The organism is Pseudoalteromonas sp. NZS100, from assembly GCF_015864815.1.
Classification (GTDB): domain Bacteria; phylum Pseudomonadota; class Gammaproteobacteria; order Enterobacterales; family Alteromonadaceae; genus Pseudoalteromonas; species Pseudoalteromonas distincta.
In genome coordinates, this window is sequence record NZ_JADYWM010000016.1 from 55,294 (window position 1) to 74,186 (window position 18,893).

Sequence of the window (18,893 nt, forward strand, 5' to 3'; positions counted from 1 at the left end):
CCATCTTAAAGCAAGTAAAATAGCTTGCTTTAAGAGCTTTTCATTACTACCTCCTGTGATATTATTCAAGCAATTAACAGCGCCAGTAACACGCTTCTGGTCTTATTTTATTGTATAAAAAGGTTTTTGCATGAGCGATATCTCTGCACGTTTAGCCGGTGAGTTAAACGCACAGCAGCAACAGGTTGTTGCTGCAACAAAGTTACTTGATGAAGGCGCAACTGTTCCTTTTATTGCCCGCTACAGAAAAGAAGTTACAGGCGGCCTAGACGACACCCAATTACGCCTTTTAGAGCAGCGTTTATCGTATTTACGTGAACTAGAAGAGCGCCGTAGTTTTATTTTATCGACAATCGAATCGCAAAATAAATTAACGCCAGAGCTAAGTGCCGATATAACTAATGCACAAAGTAAAACAGAACTTGAAGATTTATACCTACCATATAAAGCTAAGCGCCGCACTAAAGGTCAAATAGCAATTGAAGCTGGTTTAGAGCCTCTTGCGGATGCACTATTTAAAGATGCTAACCTTGACCCAGAGCAACAAGCAGAGCAGTTTGTAAATGCTGAAAAAGGTTTTGCAGATACAAAAGCGGTACTTGAAGGCGCTAAATTCATCTTAATGGAACGCTTTGCTGAAGACGCAAAATTACTTGCTAAATTTAGAAGCCACATTAGCCAAAATGGCGCAATTGAAAGTACTGTGATTAAAGGCCAAGAGCAAGCCGGTGCAAAATACCGTGATTACTTTGAGCATCAAGAACTTCTTAAAAAAGTACCTTCTCACCGTGCGCTTGCAATGCTTAGAGCTCGAAATGAAGGTGTACTTCAGTTAAATATAAACCCAGAGCCTAGTGCTGAAAATTCAGCACAATTATGTACAAACATGATTGCTGAGCATTACCGTTTAGATATTAAATATAAAGCGGCAAGTCCTTGGTTATTAAACGTTGTTCAATGGGCGTGGAAAGTTAAGCTAGGGTTACACCTAGAGAATGAGTTTTTTGCAGCAATGCGCGAAAAAGCAGAAGCCGGTGCAATAGATGTATTTGCTAAAAACTTAAAAGATTTATTAATGGCTGCACCTGCAGGCCCTCGTACTACTTTAGGTCTTGATCCAGGCCTTCGTACTGGCTGTAAGATTGCCGTTGTTGATAGCACAGGTAAATTACTAGCTACACAAACTATTTTCCCTCATGCACCACAAAATCATTGGGATAAATCAGTGCGTACGTTAGAGCAACTTTGCCGTCAGCATAAAGTTGAGCTAATTGCGATTGGTAACGGTACTGCATCACGCGAATCAGATAAGTTGGTTGCTGAGCTTATCAAAGCAAACAGCGAACTTAAACTTAGTAAAATTATGGTTAGCGAAGCAGGTGCATCTGTTTACTCAGCTTCTGAATTTGCAGCTAACGAATTTCCAGATTTAGATGTTTCTATACGAGGGGCTGTCTCTATTGCACGCCGCCTTCAAGATCCTCTTGCTGAACTTGTTAAAATTGAGCCAAAATCAATTGGTGTTGGCCAATACCAACATGATGTATCGCAAAGCCAATTAGGCCAGAGCCTTATTTCAGTAGTTGAAGACTGTGTAAACTCAGTAGGCGTAGATTTAAACATGGCCTCGGTACCGTTACTTACACGCGTATCTGGTTTAAACAAAACATTAGCGCAAAATATCGTTAATTATCGCGATGCTAACGGCACATTTACTAAACGTAGTGAGCTTAAAAAGGTTGAACGTTTAGGGCCAAAAGCATTTGAACAAGCGGCTGGTTTTTTACGTATTAACAATGGTAGCGATCCACTAGATAACTCATCAGTTCACCCTGAAGCTTATCCTGTTGTTAAACGCATTTGTGAACGCAATAGCGTAGATGTCAGTAACCTAATTGGTAACAGCGACTTTTTAACTAAACTTGCTGCTAACGATTACACTGACGAAAAGTTTGGCTTACCAACCGTTACCGACATTATTACTGAGCTTGATAAACCTGGTCGAGATCCTCGACCTGAATTTAAAACAGCTGAGTTTAAAGCCGGTGTTGAAAAAATTAGTGATCTAAAACCAGGTATGATTTTAGAAGGCGTGGTTTCAAACGTTGCTAATTTTGGTGCGTTTGTTGATGTAGGTGTTCACCAAGATGGTTTAGTGCATATTTCAGCAATCACGAATAAATTTATATCAGATCCGCGTGAAGTTGTTAAAGCTGGTGATATTGTGAAGGTTAAAGTTGTTGAAGTAGACGCTGCACGTAAACGCATAAGCTTTACTATGCGCTTAGATGACGATATTGACACAAGTAATAAGTCAGCAGCTCCAGCTACGCAAAAGCCACAAGCACGTGCTAATAATTCGCAACCTCGCGCTGCAAAGCCTAAACGTGACAACGGTAATGCGTTAATGGGCAATGCATTTGCCGATGCGTTCGCTAATGCTAAAGTAAAAAAATAATACTTGTACAACTAAGCTAAAACGAAAAAAACCGCGTAAGCGGTTTTTTTGTGGTTATGTTTTGCTAAATTATTAACTTAACGCTGAAAAACTACTTTGGCTCGCTGGCGATGTAGCCATTTGGTAAAAATTAGCAATACGCCCCGCCCGTGCCTCAACATCGGCATCACGTGTTTGCTCATCACTTTTAGCTGTTTTTGTATCGCTGCTTTCATCGCTAGAGAATGACGCTTCAAGTTTACTTTTTGCGTCTTCGTCGTCTTCTTTTTCAGGTTGTGCAAGCTCAGCTTGAGCCGCTGCTAGCTTTTGCGTAGCATCTGCAGCAATAGAGCGATCAGCTCCCGAAGGCTCTGCAGGCGCTAATGCGGCAGCGCGTACCGTTTGCATTTTGTCTATAGTCGCTTGCGGGTCACCCGGAATTTCTGATACATCTATTTGTACTTCTCCGCCAACTGCGTAGTTAGTACCATCTGGGCCACGTTGATATTCATAGCTTGGCGAGCCAGCATATTGCCCGCCTACAGAAGCGTGTGCTTGTTCGTGTATTCGTACTTCAGTATCTCGTGCTTTTAGCTCTGTAATTTGTTGTTGTTCTTGTTCTAATTGCAGCTCTTCTTGCTCAGATTCTTTTTTCTCGATTGCTTCACTTTCTTGCTCAGTGCCCTCAGGATTTTCTGAGTTTCCATCGCGCTGCTGAACTGACTTTTCGTCTGCTATTTTTCCCGTTGCGTTATACGTCGCACCATCGCTACTACCTGGCAATTTTGCTTTTTCAGCATCACTTTGCGCTTTGGTTTCTGTATTACTTGCGCTACTAGATGCGGGAGCGGGAATAACTTCGCGTAGTTGGTTGTCACGCCGTGCGGTTTCCGTATAAACATTTGCGGTGTTTATATTGATAGACGGAAATGGCGTGACAATATTCATAATACTAAACTTTAATATCGATTAACGTGCCAAGTACATCATCGGCCGTTTGAATTGATTGCGTGTTTGCCTTGGCATTAAATTCTTCAACTTTTAAGTTAACAAGCGCTTCATCAACACGAGCTGGTTGTGCTACTGGTGCAGTAATCGCTTCTTCAGGGCGTGCTGCTGTAAGTTGACGTTGCTGCGCTAATTGCGCGTCATCTTGTTGTTCTATACTGGCACGGTTAATCTCAGCACTGGCTTTTTCAATACCTTGGCTAGCTCGGTTAAACCCTTCTATACCACTATTAAATACTGATCCGATTGGCATATTAAAACCTCCACCAAATAAACATTGTTTAATTATCGCTCAGGTTCTGCTCAAAATAAAGCTTTAAACAGCGCTATTCTTAGCTCTATTTTAAAGCATTGATTTAACGACAGATAAAAACTCACTTTTATGAGAAATAAATGGTGCATGGGACGCTTTATCTAGTACTTCATATTCAAACTCAGTATTTAGTGCTGACATTTTGCTAATCGCTTTATAAGGTACTAAAGCATCAAGCCGGCCAAATACTCCTCTAATAGGGACTGGGCAATGAGTAAATAAGTCACGTAAATCGTCGTTTTGTAAAATATCTAAACCAGCACTCAGGGCATCGCTTTGGGGTGCGCTGTACTGATTTAGTAATTGTTTAAGCTGCTTTATATCATCACGCGCCGACTCGCTACCCATTGCTTGAATAGCTAAAAAGCGCTCTATTGTTTTTTCTCGATGATTAACTAATTGCTCTTTAAACTGCGCCAATACATTCGCTTTTATTCCAGGCCAATTATCTGCCTCTGCAAAAAAAGGAGTCGATGCTATTAAAATAACTTTAGATACCTTTTCAGGCCAATGCTTCGCAATATAAAGTGCAAATAATCCACCTAACGACCATCCCATTAAAATGCTCTTTGGCTTTAATTGCTTACTTAAAATTTCTGCTGCATCATGCAAAGTATAAGGGCTTGGGCACACATCGCTATTACCAAACCCAGGTAGGTCAAGGCTACGTACATTTCCTGAATATAAAAACTCAAGTTCTGGCTGTACTAACTGCCATACGCCCTGATTCATTCCCCAACCATGTAATAACACTAACTCATTTTGCATATTTGCCTAACCTTTACCAAACTTAGGCTCATCATAACGTTTAGAAAGGCGATTGCAATGCAAGGAGCGAGTCTGTGAAACAAGCCGTTTTAAATTGGTTATTTCCCTCTTATTGCGTGCAGTGTCAAAACTCGATTACGACCTCTTTAGGACTATGTGATTATTGCCTTGAAGATTTACCATTGTTTGATTTTAGTAAGCATACGAGCTTATTGCATCGACCTGATATTATTGAGATGTTTCCTAATTGCGAGTTTGATAAATTATTTGCATGCGCTTTTTATCAACCTCCCTTTGAGCATTGGCTTAAAAGGCTAAAATTTAATAATCAAATTCATTATAAAAAGGCATTGCAGCAAATTATACAAAAACAGTTAACGCAGTTTTTTGAGCAAAGCCCTAACTTGCCAGATACCTTTATTATTTTACCTCTTCATAAAAGCCGCTTTATTACTCGCGGATTTAATCAGGTAAGCCAAGTTTGGCAACCCTGTTTAGCTAATTACGCCCCACTAAGTAATGTTCTTATTCGCGATAAAAAAACACAAGCTCAGTCGGAGCTATCCAAAGCAAAGCGTATAAGAAACTTAAAAAATGCCTTTATTTGTACACAGGATATGGGCGGTAAAACAGTCGCTATTGTTGATGATGTGATGACGACAGGGGCAACATTAAACGCAGCTACTAGTGCACTAAAACAAGCAGGCGCTAAACAAGTGTGGGCTTTTACAACTTGCTTAACGCCTATTTAATTATTAAAAAGTATTAAACCAATCCGCAATAATACTTAATCATTTTGCGGGGCTAAGCGTGTTGCTACCTGTGTTAAAAAATTCTCATTTACGACTGCATGGATGCAGAAGGTAGAGCAATGCAGGAGCAATTGCCGAGAGCAACTAAATAGCGAATTTTTTGCCTAGCTATCAACACGTTTTTCCATCCTTAAAATAGATCACTTAATTAAGCGAATTGGTATTATTCGCCATTTGCACGAAACGTATGACCAAAAAATAACGCATTGCTTAGTAGTCGACTAGTCCCATACCAGTAACCCCTAAATACAGGGTCGTCGGTCATGCCTATTACTGTACCTCGTCCATATGAGTGCGCAATTAAGCCAGCACCACCAGCAACTTGATCAACATTAACGGCATCAGTAAAACCTGCCAATAATGGGTTTTTAGTGTAGGTAAGTACATTTACGAATGGCGCATCGGAAGCTTCTAGCAACCAAGTACTGTTTTTGAATACGGGCAATGTATTGCGCTTAAGTGAAAATGTAAGCGGATGAGTTAAATCTACATTAGTATTAAAAATAGCACCTGCAATGCGTTGACGTCCTGCTAAATGGTCCTTATCGGCGTAGCTTAAACCTTTAGTTTTAAATGCACTTGCTACATCTTGGCGTGATAGATAGCTTGCTTTGAGTAATTGCTGATCAGCTAAAAATTTAGCACCGCCTTTATGGCCCCAGATAACGCCGCCTTTTCTTACCCAGCTTTTTATAGCCACTTTATCGGTATCAGATAAGCTATTGTAGTTACCATGAGTAAGTACTATATGGCTGTAATTACTGAGTTCAATAGAGTTTAAACGCTCCATTTCAACAATTGTTGGCGCAACACCTACAAAGCGATCGAGGTAATACCATACTTCCCCAGCTTCGTACTGGCTTACGCCTTTACCACCTACCAATAATACTTTCGGCTCGCTAACAACCGCCATTGTACGAGACCCTAAATCGGCTCCTTTACTTGTAAGACCTGAGTTAATAGGCTTGATTGCAATTCCAAACTCGTTTTGTGCTTTATTTAATATTCCAACCCAATCACTATTCGTTTGTAAGCCTGCTGGCACAATAATACTACCAGCATCAAAGCTTACTTCACTTGAGCTTGATTTGGCTGTTAATGGGCTTAGCGCTACACGCGCTTTAATACCTTGCTTTAACAGGCTGTTTAGCATTTTAGGTGCTAGGTAATCATCCCACGAAAAGCCAAACGCATAGCCTTGCTCAAGTGAAGCAAAAGAAGGTTTTACCGCTTTTTGCCACGGTGTTCTTGCAACCTCTAAACCCCAACTGCTTTTTACTTTTGCAAAAGGTAAGTTGAACGCATGCGGTAAAGTCCAGCCAGATACGTCATAAAAGGTATTATCAGCAAAGTTTTTTTGCTCGCTAAAAATAGCTTTTATTAGGCGGTACTGTGGCTGGGCTAAGGGCACAAAGTAGCTATTGGTTGTATAGTTGTTGCCATTTGCCTTGAGTGATTTAGTAAGCGAAAAAGCATCTATTTGATGCTGTTTCAACAACCCTAAAAAATCTTTAATACGAGTGTTGTCATCCGCGCCCTCAATAACATAACCTTCAAAGCTTTCATCACTGGCTAAATCAGTAGCTTGATTATAAAATTTAGCTTGGTAATCAAGTAATGCTTGGCGGTTATCAACAGCGGCTTTAAAGGTAGATAAACTCGTTAATAGTTGATTTTTAATAGTAAAGGGAAAGCTCAAAGGTCCATTTATAGTGTCTTGGATATGCCCGCGAGAACTTGCTTGCTCAAATAAAATACCTACACCGCCATTTACATCGGGATAAGTTGAGCCTTTACCGTAATAGAAGTCGTCAAAGCTTTCTTCAGTAAAGTACAGTGCGTTATTTTCATCTAAGGTTTTTGCGTGATAGTTAGCAATCGCTTTAGTTAACGTTACATTTTCATCCGGTGTTATTGGGTGTTTACGACTAGGGATACCTGGCTGAAAAAAGTAACTGCTGTTTGGTCCCATTTCATGAAAATCGGTTAAGACATTTGGTTTCCACTGATGAAATTTAGCAATACGCGCGCGCGATTCAGGGTGTTGTAGTAATAACCAGTCACGATTTAAATCAAACCAGTAATGATTGGTACGACTACTTGGCCAGTTTTCAACATGTTCACGGGTTTTAGGGTCGCTTGATAAGTTCATACCTCGGTTACTGTTGGCCCAATTAGCAAAACGAGCAAGTCCGTCAGGATTAAGCGAAGGATCGAGTAAAATAACCGTGTTATTTAATAACTCATCTATTTCAGCACCTTGTGCAGCAGCTAAGTAATACGCCACCAGCAAAGATGAGTTACTACCTGATGACTCATTACCATGCACACTATATCCCATCCATACAACGGCAGGCTGCTTTGTAGAATTAGCATCTGATCCATCGTTACTTAAGCGTGCTAAGTGAGCTTGGCGTGTCTGCTCTATGCTTGATAACTTGTCAGCTGCTGTAATTGTTAGCATTACTAACGGGCGTTGTTCATGTGTGCGGCCAATCACTTCAAAATTTATACGGTCGCTTTTATCAGCAAGTATTTCCATATAACGTACGAGCTGATCGTGTCTTACGTGCCACTCTCCTACTTCGTAACCGAGTACTTGCTCAGGAGTAGGAATTGAAGGGTCAAATTTTACATCTTGTTCAAAATAATACGAAAGTGGCTTAGCTACACTTGAAAAGCTAAGCAACACCACCATTAATGTTAATACCAAACGCATATAAATCACTCAAAAAATGTTCGTTGTTTGCACGCTACCATTGCTTAAAATAGATGCCAACTTTTTACGCTCAACACTAGCCGCAACACGATGAGCGGAGTATGATACGCAGTATCCGAGTAATTTAGTCAAGTATAGATGGTTTTATGATTTCTATTTCCGAAACAGCGCAAGCGCATTTTGCTAAACTATTAGCAGATCAATCACAACAAACCAATATTCGTGTGTTTGTTGTAAACCCTGGTTCATCACAAGCGGAATGTGGTGTGTCTTATTGTCCAGAAGATGCTGTAGAAGCGAGCGATATTCGCCTAAACTTTAACGGTTTTGATGCCGTTGTAGATGCAGAAAGTGCTCCATTTTTAGAAGAAGCTGAAATCGATTTTGTTACCGACAAAATGGGTACTCAGTTAACGCTAAAAGCACCAAATGCAAAGGCGCGTAAAATAGGTGACGATGCATCGTTAAACGAACGTGTACAGCACATGCTAGAAACCGAAGTAAATCCACAACTTGCTAACCACGGTGGTCAAGTAAGCCTTGTTGAGATTACAGCTGCAGGTATAGCTATACTTCAGTTTGGTGGTGGTTGTAACGGTTGTTCTATGATCGATGTAACACTAAAAGAAGGCATTGAAAAAGAAATGATAGCTAAGTTTGAAGAAATCACCGGTGTTGCTGATATAACAGAACACGAAGCGGGCGATCACTCTTACTATTAGGCCTTGTAAATGCTAAAGCAGCTTATCTATCGCTTAGGGAGCAATCCTAAGCTGAGCTTAAAGCGCTTTTTTCGCGGCTTAGCACTGTTTGTGCTAGCCGTGATATTCATATCTATTGGGTATTACACCCACTACAGCTTACAAATAATTGGCGTTATAATTTTACTCCCCGCATTATTTTTTGCCGGTTGGGGCTACTGCGGTATTTTTGCCAATCGTTTTTCACAAGTTTTAAAAGATATGGGCCCTAAACACCATGACCCCGATCTCTGGAAATAAACCATTTATTTAATCTAATAGCTGATTATTTATTTTTAAGTGGTGATATTTAATTATTAATGTAACCCCGCGCATTAACATAAAACAGCTCATAGCCAGCCATAACCCGTTATTTTGCAAGTCTATAAACACCCAAAACACACCAAAAAAGCCAACTCCAGCTGAAAGTATCATACTGTTACGCATGTTCTTTGCTCGCGTAAGCCCTACAAAAACACCATCAAACAAAAAGCAGCTCATGGCCAAAATTGGTAATACTACTATCCATGGTAAATAATGCGTTGCCTCTTGAATAACCTCTGGCACATTGGTTAAAAGCTTGATTATGGTGTTGCCAAATAATGCAAAAAATAGGCTATATAACACACCAAAAAGCATACCCCAAAATACACTTATTTTAACCCAAAGCCCTATGTTTTTAACACTTCCTTGGCCTTTAGCTTGCCCTACTTTTGCCTCAGACGCGTAAGCAACGCCATCAAGAGCAAAGCTCACCAACATTAAAAAGTTAAGTAAAACAGCATTAGCAGCTAATGTGGTTTCGCCTATACGCGCCGCGTAAAATGTCATAAAACTAAAGCATAATTGCAGTATTAAAGAGCGAATAAATATATCTCTATTCAAACTCAATAATTCAGCCATTTTGCTAATACTCAACCAGTTCGGTACATTTAGATCAATGTCTTGTTTTTTAGCTAGTTTAGCCACTAAAAACAGTGCAAATACTAGTGCTGTATAGTCAGCAATAAGTGACGCCCATGCAGCGCCTGCAACTGCCCAATCTAAATAAACAACAAAATAAATATCGAGCACTATATTAACGATATTAGTAACGAGTAATAAATAAAATGGCCCTCGACCATAATGCACACCAAGCATCCAACCCAGTAACACTAAATTACATAATGCTGCTGGAGCACTAAAAATACGAATGCTAAAATACTGATAAGCTTGGTTAAGTACGTCGTTATTAGCTGCGGAGAGGTAAGCAATAGCGTGCTTTATTAATGGGGATAACACAATTAATAGCACGGCCACTGCGCTGGCAAGCAATAGGCTGCGTTTAAGTAAAGCGGCAAGTTGGGTTAAATCGTTTTTTCCGTATGCTTGTGCCACGAGTCCCGTGGTGCTCATTCTTAAAAAACCAGCAAGCCAAAATAAAATAGATATAACTGCAGAGCCAAGGGCAATTCCAGCTAAGTAATGAGCGCTTCCTAAGTGCCCAATTACAGCAGTATCAACAATTCCTAACAACGGCACTGTGATATTTGATAGTATCATCGGACCCGCTAACAACAGCAAGCTTTTATGGTGTGCCTTATTATGTATAAGAAATTGTTTCATTTAGTGTTATTTATCCTCATTAGTGTATCTGTGCGGGCTCAAGCAGCCGTTATTTTACAGTATCATCATGTTAGTGAAACCCTACCCGCTGTCACGAGCGTTAGCGCAAATACATTTACGGAGCATTTAAGCTATTTAAAAGAGCACAACTTTAACGTTATTCCTCTTAATGAGTTAATTAGCGCGCTTCAACAAGGTGAAACTTTACCTGATAAAACACTCGCCATCACCTTTGATGATGGTTATAACAATAACTATGAACAAGCCGCACCTATTTTAGAAAAGTTTGGCTACCCGTACACTATCTTTGTAAATCCTAAATTAATAGACGGAGGTATGAGTTACGTAATGGGGTGGGATAAGCTCAAAGAATTATCTAAAAAAGGGGCATTAATAGCCAATCATAGCGGACAACATGATTACTTACACCTTAAGCTTGAAAACGAAACCGATGCACAATGGCACTCACGTATTAAGCAAGATATTCTTAACTCTCAAAAGCGCATAAAAGAAGAAATAGGCCACAACTATAAATACTTAGCATACCCGTATGGTGAGTTTAATAACGAGCTGCAAGCACTCGTGACAGAGCTTGGCTTTGTGGGTATTGGCCAGCACTCAGGCGCTGTAAATAAAGATTCTAATTTTAGCCGCTTGCCGCGTTTTCCTGCATCAGGCTTTTACAGCAAGCTAGAAACCCTTATTACTAAGCTTAACTCACGCGCGTTTAATATCACCAATTTAACTTATCAAGATAGCGTTACACAGCAAAATCCACCCACGCTCACAATTGAATTTAAGATGGGTGATTTTCATAAGAGCCAATTTGCCTGTTATGTATCAAGCGTAGGCCAAGCAGATTTAAAATGGATAACTAAAAATACTGTCGAAATCACCTCACCAAAGGTGCTTAATAAAGGGCGTTCTCGTTTTAATTGTACGGCCCCTTCTATTTCAAGCCCTGGTGATTACTTTTGGTTTTCGCAGCCTTGGGTAATTGAAGCATCTAAACCTTAACAGCCTGATGTAAAAGCCGCTGGGTTATTTTATCCAGCGCAACTATCTCGTCAGCTGCATTTAGCTCAGCAGCTGCTTTAGGCATACCCCATACCACAGACGAATACTCATCTTGAGCCAAGGTATGTGCACCGTTTTGTTTTAGTGCAAGTAACCCTTTTGCGCCATCACTCCCCATTCCTGTTAGTATGGCTGCAACTACGTTTTTAGCCCCAGTTTCAACTAATGAGTTAAACAACACATCTACCGCAGGTTTATGTCTGTTCACCGGCTCGCCATCATCAAGCTGGCAATACAAGCTAACACCTCGTTTTTTAATACTTAAATGAAACCCACCCGGTGCTATATAAGCCCAGCCCGCGCTAAGCTTATCGCCATGTTCAGCTTCTTTCACATTTATCGTGCATGTACGGTTCATTCGCTCAGCAAATGAAGCGCTAAACACAGGAGGAATATGCTGAGTAATTACAATTGGCGGGCAATTTTGTGGCATTTTAATAAGCACTTCTTTTATAGCCTCAGTCCCCCCCGTTGAAGCACCTATCGCTATTACTTTATTAAGTAAAAACTGAGAATGAGTATTAATAGGCTCATTTGTGACGACCGTTTTTTTATAGCTTCTTACTCTTGCTCCAGCAGCTATTCGCACCTTTTGTTGGACAAGTGATGCATATTGGCTCAATTGCTCTCTTACGTTATTAGTAGGCTTAGCTATAAAATCAACAGCCCCTAATTCGAGTGCTTCTAGTGTGATAGGAGAGCCTTTTTGCGTCAGAGTTGAAATCATCACTACTGGCATTGGTCTTAATCGCATTAAGTTTTTTAAAAAACTAATACCATCCATTTTTGGCATTTCTACGTCGAGCGTTAATACATCAGGACTGAGTTTTTTTATCATTTCGCGAGCTTCATAGGGATCCTCTGCACTCCCCACTACTGTAATGTCTTTAGCTTGTTGTAATATTTCAGTGAGTAAACGCCTAATTAAAGGGGAGTCGTCAATTATTAATACTTTAATCATGCATACTCCTAAAACAGCTCTATATCGGTTACTACTTCTTGCTTTTTAAGATTTTGTAAGTAACGAACTTCGCGTTTTTCAATCGTATTATTATGTAGGTTTTTAAGTTTTTTCATGTGAACTTTACCGGTATTCGGGTGAAAAAATATTTTTCGCGGCCACGGCCCCCCCATATCATGGGCAACTAGATTTAATGCCTCTTCTTTAATATACGCTGCTGCAAAACTAATATTACCCAGCCCTATATCAGTCATCGCACTAATAATTTTCCCCCCGCCAAAAAGTTTTACTTTTAGGTTACACCGAGACGCGCCATTTTTTAAAACTTCGTTTATAAGATACTCCATAGCCCAATTACCGTAGCGACAACTTAAACTATGCGCATTTTTAAGTTTTACTCCCTTTTGAATTGGTAACATAAAGTGATTCATCCCGCCAATTCCTAGTACTTCATCGTATACACAAGCCGCAATACACGAACCCAGAACTGTAGAGATTAGTTCATTATTTTTAGAAACATAAAACTCACCCGGAAGTACTTTAGCAACAACGCTACCTCGGCCCGAATCCCAGTATCGTTTAATATGTTCAAAGTTAGGTAATACCGGCCTAAACTCAGCGTGCATTTTGTCCCTTTTGGTACATAGTTTTCCCTAAGTTTTTGAATTGTGAATGCTCTTTACCCATACTTTCTGAGTGACCTAAAAACAAATAACCTTGTTCATTTAATATATTAGCGTAGCGCTTAAAAAGCTGATCTTTTGTTTCTTTATCAAAGTAAATAACAACATTACGACATAAAATAAGATCAAATGATCCTTTCATTGGCCAGTCTTGCAATAAGTTTAAACGCTTAAAAGAAATAGACTCTTTTAGTTTATCTCTAACTTTATAATTTTCACCGTCTTTACTTTTTAAAAACCAACGCTTAAGTTGCACGTCATCTAAGCCATTAACATTCGCTGCGGTGTAAATACCTTTTTGTGCTTTTGCCAATACATTAGAATCTAAATCGGTTGCTAGTATTTTTACATCCCAATTGCTCGGAAATGCGTTATTTAAAGTCATCGCCAAACTGTAAGGCTCTTCCCCTGTGGAGCAACCTGCAGACCAGATTCTTACTCGCTTACTGTTTTTATTTGCCTTTAAAAGAGCAGGAACAAGCTCAGATTTTATAAATTCAAAGTGATGTATTTCACGAAAAAAAGACGTTAAGTTCGTTGTTATCGCATTAATAAAGGCATCAAACTCCTGATCTTTATGACTATTCAGATACTCTAAGTAAGCTTTAAAATCAGTTAATTTACGCTCCCTAATACGTCTTGCTAAGCGTGAATAAACCATCTCTCGCTTATGATCCCCTAATACAATTCCACATGCGCTGTAAACTAAACTGGCAATTTCCTTAAAGTCGCGGTCGGTACACAAAAACTCTTTCATTGTTCGCTCTCAATTAAACCTAACGCTAACAAGTAGTGCCTCGCTGTAACTATTTATTAGACGAGGCATAAAAAGGCTAAATATTAAAACTCTTCCCACTCATCAGCTGAGTCTACAAAGTTATCGCCCCTGGGCTTATTACTCACAAAACGACTTTGCGGCTTATGAGATAGTTCAGGGGTTCGCATAGTTGATGACATCATTGTCATCTCTTGCTGATCTACTGAGAAAAAGTTAAGTAATCGGCGCATCTCATTAGCTTGCTCAGCCATAGACTCACCAGCAGCAGAGGCTTGCTCTACTAGAGCGGCATTTTGTTGCGTCATTTCGTCCATTTGAGAAATAGCTTTATTAACTTGTTCAATACCTGCACTTTGTTCTTCAGATGCCTCCGTAATATCAGAAATCATTTGCGTCACTCTTTGCACCGACACAACAATCTCTTTAAGTGTAGCGCCCGACTCATTAACTAATTGAGAGCCATCAGCTACTTTGCCTACACTATCTCGTATTAACTCTTTAATTTCTTTCGCTGCGCCCGCAGAGCGCTGCGCTAAGTTACGAACCTCACCTGCAACAACCGCAAAGCCTCGACCTTGCTCACCCGCTCTTGCTGCCTCCACTGCGGCATTAAGCGCTAATAAGTTCGTTTGAAACGCTATTTCATCTATTACACCGATAATATCTGCAATTTTTTTGCTCGACTCATTAATTGCCGACATGCTCGTAACTGCTCTATTAACAACTTCACCACCTTGAATCGCTTTTTCACAGGTTTCTTCTGCTAAGTCGTTTGCTACTTTTGCGTTATCAGCATTTTGACGAACGGTACTGGTCATTTCCTCCATACTTGAAGCGGTTTCTTCAAGTGACGAGGCTTGCTCTTCTGTACGTTGGCTTAAATCAGCATTACCTTGAGAAATTTCTTCTGCACCACTGGCTACTAACGTTGCCGATGAATTTATGCGATTAATCACTTCTGTTAATTTATCTGCCGTAGCATTTGCGTCGCGTTTAAGTTTATCAAATGAACCTTTGTATTCTTGTTCAATACGTTTTGATAAATCACCACTTGCCATCGCATCGAGCATATTGCCCGTGTCAGCAACGGCATCATCAACTATTTTAACTAAGCTATTTAACCCTTGTGCCAAACGTAAAAAGAACCCTTCCTTCCCATCTTCCGCTACTCTTGTATCTAATTCGCCATTACCTGCAGCACCAATAAGCTCAGCGATTTCTTTTTCAAGCGCAACTTCATTGGTTCTATCTTCCCACTCAACAATGGTGCCTAAATGCTTTCCGTCTTGACTGATCCAAGGTGAAGCAATCAAGGTAAAAGTGACACCTGCTAACAGTAGCTCGGCTTTATAGGGCTTATCTAGGTTTTTTAATAAATCACGTTGATGATTAGGGTGCTTATGAAAATCATCAACACAGGTGCCAATTAAATTATCAACAGAAAAGCTTGGCAATACGGTTTGTAATTCTTTTTCGCGGACTTTTAGCATTTGCTGAACACGGTCGTTCACAAATACTATTTTAAGGTTTTCATCAGCAATCATTACGTTTGCTTGGCAAACTTTAAGCGCATTTGCTAAATCGGCTGCTTTGCGAGATGCTTTTTCAAGCTCTTTTTGTTCAGTAATATCAGATGCATATTTAATCACTTTAAACGGCTTGCCGTTCATATCATAAATTGGATTATAAGATGCTTGAATCCAAACCTCCTGACCCTGCTTTCCTATTCTTAAATATTCCCCTGAATCAAATTCACCGCGACCTAGTTTGGCCCAAAATTCTTTATATTCGATACTATTTGCATGTTCGGGATCAATAAAAAGCCTATGGTGCTGGCCTTTAATCTCGCTAAGTTGATAGCCAAGCGCATTTAAAAAGTTAGCATTGGCATCAATAATAGTGCCATCTAAATTAAATTCGATAACCGCTTGAGATTTACTTATAGCACTAATTTGCCCTGAAGCTTCTGCTGTTATTAACTTTTGCTCAGTCACGTCGGTGGCAAACTTAACTACTTTTAATACTTGCCCTTGCTCATCAACAATTGGGTTATAAGTTGCTTGGATCCATACCTCAGTTCCACCTTTAGCATTACGCTTAAACTCATCTGAGATAAACTCGCCATTACGCAGGCGTTGCCAAAAGTTTTTATAATCGTTGCCCTGAGCTTCATCTGGGTCAACAAACATCGAGTGATGCTGGCCTTGAACCTCCTCAAGACGATAGCCCATCGCGTTTAGAAAATTCATATTTGCAGTAATTATTTTTCCGTTAGGCTCAAATTCAATCACCGCTAATGATTTATTCAATGCGTCTACAATTAAATCATTACTTGATTTTGACTGCTTTGGATTACTAAACCATCCCATGCTCATCACCACCTTTAAGTTTATTATTCATTTAGTTTCTATTTGCTAAATATTCATTGTTTTTTGCAGGTCAATTAGCGCTACCATTTTTTCACCAACATTCACCAACCCAGCTACATATTCACAATTACTCGATTCAGACAAACTAGGAACAGCTTTCGCATCTTGCTCCGCAATACTGTAAACATCAGAGACGGCATCAACAGCAACACCTATAATTTTACTACCTAGTTCAAATTCTATTTTGACAACGATAACCACCGTTAATGGTCCATAGTCGACACTTGGTAATCCAAAGCGCAACCGTAAATCAATAATTGGCACTATTGTTCCGCGTAAGTTAATAACGCCTTTTACAAATTCTGGTGCATTGGGCAGTACTGTAATTTCTTCCCAACTGCGAATTTCTTGTACTGTTAAAATATCAACGCCATATTCTTCATCAGCCATAATAAAAGTTAAAAACTGTTTTACACCTTGCTGTTGCTGAAGATTTAATTGGTTACTTAACTGGCTTTGATCTGAGCTCATAACGCCTCCAAAGTGGCTTGCGTTTCAATAGTTAGTTCTTGGCTACCTGGCTTTTTTAAGCCTGAGAGCTTTATTAAGCCGCTAATGTCCACAATCAGCGATACACGCCCATCTCCTAAAATGGTAGCACCCGATACGCCATCCACTTTATGGTAGTTTGCCTCTAAACTTTTAATAACAACCTGCTGTTGAGACAGTAAATCATCAACTAATAAACCCACCTTTTGGTTATCTGTTTCTACAACAACAAGCAGCGTTTTATCGAGTGATTCAATAGCATTTTTATGATTAAAAATATCGTAGAGTCTTAATATAGGAATGTATTCGTCTCGAAGCCTCAATACATCAAGGCTTTTACCCACTCGACTCACTTTTGCAATATCAATTTGCAGTGACTCCACAATAGAAATGAGCGGAATAATATAAGTATGCTGAGCCACCTTAACTAATTGCCCATCTAAAATAGCGAGAGTAAGGGGTAATCTAATAGTAAACGTAGAACCAACACCGGGCGCTGAGGTTACTTCCACTGAGCCATTTAATGATTGGATATTTCGCTTAACAACATCCATCCCAACTCCACGTCCAGATAAGTCACTTACCTCATCCATTGTCGAAAAGCCCGGCATAAAAATAAGCTCATTTATTCCATCGTCACTGAGATGGTTATCAGCTGAGATTAATTCGTTAGCGATGGCTTTTTCTTTTATTTTTTTTGTATTTAACCCTTGCCCATCATCCATTATTTCAATAACGATGTTTCCACCCTGATGAAATGCATTTAAGGTTACTGTGCCAACGGGATCTTTACCTGCCGCCAGTCTTTGCTCAACAGTCTCTAACCCATGATCAAGTGAGTTCCTTACTAAATGCACCATAGGGTCAGATATTTTTTCCATTACTGTTTTATCAAGCTCGGTTTGCTCTCCGATCAGCTTTAGCTCAACCTGCTTATTTAGCTTTTGCGCTATATCTCGCACTAATCGAGGAAAACGACTAAATACAAAATTAATTGGGAGCATACGAATACGCATCACATTTTCTTGTAAATCACGCGTATTATGTGCAAGTTGTGCTAAGCCTTCTTGTAGTAAAGTGATTGTGGCTGGTGTGATTTCTTGTTCGCTGAGTTGATTTAGCATGGCTTGTGTAATAACAAGTTCACCTACCATATTTATTAACGAATCAACTTTATCAATGCCAACGCGAATGGAGGTAGACTCTGGTGTACTTGCAGGTTTTTTATCCTTATTAACAACGGGTTGCTGTGGCTTACTTGGTAACTCAGCTACTTTTATTGAATCGGGTTCTTCAAGCTCAACAGCTTTAGGTATCTCATCTTGATTAGGTGGAATTGGCTCATCATTGCCAAATAAGCCGCCACATAATTCAACTTTTATATCGGCATCGTCTTCAACCCATTCAAACACTTCTTTTATGGCTTTTTCATCATGGCTAGTGCTTAAAAAAAAGCGCCAATGTAAAAAACATTCATCACTACTTAAATCGGTGATTTCTGGAACTTCATCGTAAAATACTGTGGTTTCTAACTCACCTAGCTCTTCAAGCTCACTGATCATATACAGTGGCTCGTTTCCTGTTTTAAATAAATGATGATGAGGTTTAAAGTCTATTTGATAGGTATTACTACTTGTTTGCTCTTCACAGCTTTGAGGTTTATTCTCATGTGTTTCATTTTTCATTCCAAGTACATGTTCAAATTGTACTTTTAACAAATCTGCTTCGGTTAAATCTGGCTCTTGTTCACCTTGAAGTGCAGCAAGTAAAGCGCGTAAGCAATCCACAGCTTTGAGTAATAAATTAACATGCTCGGTACTAAGCTCTCGTTCACCTTGGCGAATTTGATCGAGTAATGTTTCAAGTACATGAGTAAAGTCAGCAACGGAGCTAAAACCAAATGTCCCACTGCCTCCTTTTATTGAGTGAGCAGCTCTAAAAATAGTGTTGATAGTTTCTAAATCTTCCTCACCTGGCACTAAGTTTAATAGCTCAGCCTCCATGGTATCTAGGCCTTCAAAACTCTCTTCAAAGAAAACTTCAAAAAATTGACTTAAATCTATACTCACACTGC

The 18,893-nt window shown here is 39.7% G+C and carries 16 protein-coding genes; 5 read left to right on the forward strand and 11 right to left on the reverse strand.

Annotated features, from left to right (window positions below; translation table 11 throughout):
• Positions 1-130 precede the first annotated feature (130 nt).
• Entirely contained in the window at positions 131-2,458 is a 2,328-nt protein-coding gene (locus tag I6E69_RS15420) for a Tex family protein (RefSeq protein ID WP_197121602.1), read from the forward strand.
• 72 nt (positions 2,459-2,530) lie between these two features.
• On the opposite strand, the gene I6E69_RS15425 is transcribed toward I6E69_RS15420, so the two are convergent.
• The 3 genes from I6E69_RS15425 to bioH form a co-directional block, all read right to left on the reverse strand.
• Positions 2,531-3,385, reverse strand: coding sequence for a putative metalloprotease CJM1_0395 family protein (locus tag I6E69_RS15425; RefSeq protein ID WP_138489779.1), 855 nt, complete (start codon positions 3,383-3,385; stop codon positions 2,531-2,533).
• A 4-nt stretch (positions 3,386-3,389) separates the two neighbouring features.
• Positions 3,390-3,698 carry a hypothetical protein gene (locus tag I6E69_RS15430; RefSeq protein ID WP_002959563.1) on the reverse strand — a complete coding sequence of 103 codons (309 nt, stop codon included), beginning with the start codon at positions 3,696-3,698 and terminating at the stop codon, positions 3,390-3,392.
• A gap of 90 nt (positions 3,699-3,788) precedes the next feature.
• Positions 3,789-4,526, reverse strand: a complete 738-nt coding sequence (gene bioH, locus I6E69_RS15435; protein ID WP_197121603.1) for a pimeloyl-ACP methyl ester esterase BioH — start codon at positions 4,524-4,526, stop codon at positions 3,789-3,791.
• 74 nt (positions 4,527-4,600) lie between these two features.
• Between bioH and I6E69_RS15440 the strand changes: the two genes are divergently transcribed.
• Positions 4,601-5,278 (forward strand): ComF family protein, encoded by a 678-nt coding sequence (locus I6E69_RS15440; protein ID WP_002959566.1) that lies wholly within the window; start codon positions 4,601-4,603, stop codon positions 5,276-5,278.
• A 223-nt stretch (positions 5,279-5,501) separates the two neighbouring features.
• Here I6E69_RS15440 and I6E69_RS15445 read toward each other — a convergent pair whose 3' ends face one another.
• Positions 5,502-8,057, reverse strand: coding sequence for a M14 family zinc carboxypeptidase (locus I6E69_RS15445; RefSeq protein ID WP_197121604.1), 2,556 nt, complete (start codon positions 8,055-8,057; stop codon positions 5,502-5,504).
• A 146-nt stretch (positions 8,058-8,203) separates the two neighbouring features.
• On the opposite strand from I6E69_RS15445, the gene nfuA reads away from it, so the two are divergent.
• Both nfuA and I6E69_RS15455 read left to right on the forward strand, forming a co-directional pair.
• Positions 8,204-8,779, forward strand: a complete 576-nt coding sequence (gene nfuA, locus I6E69_RS15450; RefSeq protein WP_002959571.1) for a Fe-S biogenesis protein NfuA — start codon at positions 8,204-8,206, stop codon at positions 8,777-8,779.
• Positions 8,780-8,788: 9 nt separating this feature from the next.
• Positions 8,789-9,058: a hypothetical protein gene (locus I6E69_RS15455; protein WP_002959572.1), complete on the forward strand. Its 270-nt coding sequence runs from the start codon at positions 8,789-8,791 to the stop codon at positions 9,056-9,058.
• A gap of 9 nt (positions 9,059-9,067) precedes the next feature.
• Here the strand turns inward: I6E69_RS15455 and I6E69_RS15460 are convergent, their stop codons facing one another.
• Positions 9,068-10,339, reverse strand: coding sequence for an MATE family efflux transporter (locus I6E69_RS15460; RefSeq protein ID WP_197121605.1), 1,272 nt, complete (start codon positions 10,337-10,339; stop codon positions 9,068-9,070).
• Between the two features lie 42 nt (positions 10,340-10,381).
• Here I6E69_RS15460 and I6E69_RS15465 point away from each other — a divergent pair, with 42 nt between their 5' ends.
• Positions 10,382-11,419: a polysaccharide deacetylase family protein gene (locus tag I6E69_RS15465; RefSeq protein ID WP_197121606.1), complete on the forward strand. Its 1,038-nt coding sequence runs from the start codon at positions 10,382-10,384 to the stop codon at positions 11,417-11,419.
• Here the strand turns inward: I6E69_RS15465 and I6E69_RS15470 are convergent.
• From I6E69_RS15470 to I6E69_RS15495, 6 genes are all read right to left on the reverse strand, one after another.
• Positions 11,409-12,440 (reverse strand): chemotaxis response regulator protein-glutamate methylesterase, encoded by a 1,032-nt coding sequence (locus I6E69_RS15470; protein WP_024596107.1) that lies wholly within the window; start codon positions 12,438-12,440, stop codon positions 11,409-11,411. The two genes, I6E69_RS15465 and I6E69_RS15470, sit on opposite strands and share 11 nt — an antisense overlap.
• 8 nt (positions 12,441-12,448) lie before the next feature.
• Complete coding sequence (gene cheD, locus I6E69_RS15475) at positions 12,449-13,066, reverse strand: chemoreceptor glutamine deamidase CheD (protein ID WP_024596106.1); 618 nt, start codon at positions 13,064-13,066, stop codon at positions 12,449-12,451.
• Complete coding sequence (locus I6E69_RS15480; RefSeq protein WP_033020851.1) at positions 13,056-13,880, reverse strand: protein-glutamate O-methyltransferase CheR; 825 nt, start codon at positions 13,878-13,880, stop codon at positions 13,056-13,058. Before I6E69_RS15480 ends, cheD begins: the two co-directional genes overlap by 11 nt.
• An 83-nt stretch (positions 13,881-13,963) precedes the next feature.
• Positions 13,964-16,270 (reverse strand): methyl-accepting chemotaxis protein, encoded by a 2,307-nt coding sequence (locus I6E69_RS15485; protein WP_197121607.1) that lies wholly within the window; start codon positions 16,268-16,270, stop codon positions 13,964-13,966.
• Positions 16,271-16,315: 45 nt separating this feature from the next.
• Positions 16,316-16,801, reverse strand: coding sequence for a chemotaxis protein CheW (locus tag I6E69_RS15490; protein ID WP_002959588.1), 486 nt, complete (start codon positions 16,799-16,801; stop codon positions 16,316-16,318).
• Positions 16,798-18,888 (reverse strand): chemotaxis protein CheA, encoded by a 2,091-nt coding sequence (locus tag I6E69_RS15495; protein WP_197121608.1) that lies wholly within the window; start codon positions 18,886-18,888, stop codon positions 16,798-16,800. Before I6E69_RS15495 ends, I6E69_RS15490 begins: the two co-directional genes overlap by 4 nt.
• Positions 18,889-18,893: the final 5 nt, after the last annotated feature.